Annotated in this window: 1 protein-coding gene; it reads right to left on the reverse strand. The window is 67.3% G+C overall.

Annotated elements, in window-relative coordinates:
* Nucleotides 1-428 (reverse strand): PAS domain-containing protein (locus NBZ85_RS31900; RefSeq protein WP_261563515.1); only part of this gene is annotated, 428 nt, incomplete at both ends.

Below are 428 nucleotides of genomic sequence, written 5' to 3' on the forward strand. Positions count from 1 at the left end.
ATCGGGTTGTACGACGCCTGCAGCCAGACCTCGCGCCCGTCGCGCGCGATGCGGCGGTACACGCCGGCCTCGAACTCGCCATCGCCCAGTTTGCGCCAGAAGTCGCGGTAGGCGGGGCTTTCGGCATATTCGGGCTGGCAGAAGATGCGGTGGTGCCGGCCGAGCACCTGCTCCATCGTGTAGCCCATCGTCTCGAGGAACAGCGCGTTGGCCGTCAGCACCGTGCCGTCGACCGAGAACTCGACCACCGCCGTGGAACGGCCGATGGCCTCCACCCGGCCCGCGTTCTCGGTATTGCGCTGCTTGGCCTCGGTGATGTCGGTGGCGTACTTCACTACCTTCACCGGCCGGCCGTCCTCGTCGAGGACGGGGTTGTAGGACGCCTGGATCCACACGTCCTGCCCGTTCTTGCCGATGCGGCGGTACTC

This window comes from Frankia tisae, assembly GCF_025403405.1.
GTDB classification, from domain to species: Bacteria; Actinomycetota; Actinomycetes; order Frankiales; family Frankiaceae; genus Frankia; species Frankia tisai.